The sequence below is a fragment of the Rhizobium sp. P32RR-XVIII genome (assembly GCF_012641395.1).
Taxonomy (GTDB): Bacteria; Pseudomonadota; Alphaproteobacteria; order Rhizobiales; family Rhizobiaceae; genus Rhizobium.
In genome coordinates, this window is record NZ_JABAIH010000056.1 from 2,501 (window position 1) to 5,000 (window position 2,500).

Annotated in this window: 1 rRNA gene (only partly in view); it reads left to right on the forward strand. The window is 52.6% G+C overall.

What is annotated here, in order from left to right:
- Nucleotides 1–334 precede the first annotated feature (334 nt).
- Nucleotides 335–2,500, forward strand: a 23S ribosomal RNA gene (locus HGP14_RS34925) (it continues 760 nt past the right edge of the window).

Sequence of the window (2,500 nt, forward strand, 5' to 3'; positions counted from 1 at the left end):
CTCTGGATCGTTGATTGTTCGGTGTCTTCGACACTGTCTGATCAATGATCGGATTACCGTTGCCTGACCGCGCGGTACCGGATTTAATCTCGAGAAGCTGGTCTTAAAGATCCGGCCCAAGTGAGCTGCTCGGCGTAGCTCCAATAAAGGGACCGGATCGAACACGTCGATGGCATCTGAATGATCCGGTTGTAAAAGGTAACCGGATTGTTGGAGCTGAGCGCACGGCAATCGCAAGATTGTCCGTATGGTCAGATTTGGCACCCCCCGAGGCGAAAGCCGAAGGGACAAGGTTTGCCAAATCCAACTAAAGATGAGCATTGGCAATGAGAACGATTAAGTGTCGTAAGGGCATTTGGTGGATGCCTTGGCATGCACAGGCGATGAAGGACGTGATACGCTGCGAAAAGCCGTGGGGAGCTGCGAATGAGCTTTGATCCATGGATCTCCGAATGGGGCAACCCACCTTAAATACCTAGAAAATCATTCTGGTTGTCGGACCTTTGGTCCGACGCACGGCGAACGATCGCCGACGGCCTATCGGCCTGTATGGGTGCCTTGCTCGAAGTTCGGGTTTGGCGGCAATACAGCGCGGTAGCGCGTCGCCGGTCGTCCGGCGCAATCGAAACCGGAATGGTTTCTAGGTATTGTGATAAGGTATCTTCACCTGAATACATAGGGTGTAAGAAGCGAACGCAGGGAACTGAAACATCTAAGTACCTGCAGGAAAGGACATCAACCGAGACTCCGCAAGTAGTGGCGAGCGAACGCGGACCAGGCCAGTGGCAATTGTGTTTAAAGCGGAACAATCTGGAAAGTTTGGCCGTAGCGGGTGACAGCCCCGTACGCGTAGATGGCATGATTGTCCTAGAGTAGGGCGGGACACGAGAAATCCTGTCTGAACATGGGGAGACCACTCTCCAAGCCTAAGTACTCGTGCATGACCGATAGCGAACAAGTACCGTGAGGGAAAGGTGAAAAGCACCCCGACAAGGGGAGTGAAATAGAACCTGAAACCGGATGCCTACAAACAGTCGGAGCCCGCAAGGGTGACGGCGTACCTTTTGTATAATGGGTCAACGACTTAGTGTAACAAGCAAGCTTAAGCCGGTAGGTGTAGGCGAAGCGAAAGCGAGTCTGAATAGGGCGATTTAGTTTGTTGCATTAGACCCGAAACCGAGTGATCTAGCCATGAGCAGGTTGAAGGTTGGGTAACACCAACTGGAGGACCGAACCCGCATCTGTTGCAATAGATTGGGATGACTTGTGGCTAGGGGTGAAAGGCCAATCAAACTCGGAAATAGCTGGTTCTCCGCGAAATCTATTTAGGTAGAGCGTCTGACGAATACCCTGGGGGGTAGAGCACTGGATGGGCTATGGGGACTCACCGTCTTACTGATCCTAACCAAACTCCGAATACCCAGGAGTACTATCAGGCAGACACACGGCGGGTGCTAACGTCCGTCGTGAAAAGGGCAACAACCCTAACCTCCAGCTAAGGTCCCCAAGTCATGGCTAAGTGGGAAAGGATGTGAGGATCCCAAAACAACCAGGATGTTGGCTTAGAAGCAGCCATCATTTAAAGAAAGCGTAACAGCTCACTGGTCTAAATAAGGGTCTTTGCGCCGAAAATGTAACGGGGCTAAAGCCATGCACCGAAGCTGAGGATGTGCACTTGTGCACGTGGTAGCGGAGCGTTCCGTAAGCCTGTGAAGGGACAGCCGTGAGGCATCCTGGAGGTATCGGAAGTGCGAATGTTGACATGAGTAACGATAAAGAGGGTGAGAGACCCTCTCGCCGAAAGACCAAGGGTTCCTGCTTAAAGTTAATCTGAGCAGGGTTAGCCGGCCCCTAAGACGAGGCGGACACGCGTAGTCGATGGGAACCACGTTAATATTCGTGGGCCTGGTGGTAGTGACGGATTGCTCAACTTGTGAGGTCTTATTGGATTGATCTCGCAGGGACGCGGTTCCAGGAAACAGCTCCACCGTATAGACCGTACCCGAAACCGACACAGGTGGTCAGGTAGAGTATACCAAGGCGCTTGAGAGAACTATGTTGAAGGAACTCGGCAAATTGCACGCGTAACTTCGGAAGAAGCGTGACCCCATTTTGGGCAACCATGATGGGGTGGCACAGACCAGGGGGTAGCGACTGTTTATCAAAAACACAGGGCTCTGCGAAGTCGCAAGACGACGTATAGGGTCTGACGCCTGCCCGGTGCTGGAAGGTTAAAGGGAGAGGTGCAAGCTTTGAACTGAAGCCCCAGTAAACGGCGGCCGTAACTATAACGGTCCTAAGGTAGCGAAATTCCTTGTCGGGTAAGTTCCGACCTGCACGAATGGCGTAACGACTTCCCCGCTGTCTCCAACATAGACTCAGTGAAATTGAATTCCCCGTGAAGATGCGGGGTTCCTGCGGTCAGACGGAAAGACCCCGTGCACCTTTACTATAGCTTTACACTGGCATTCGTGTCGGCATGTGTAGGATAGGTGGTAGG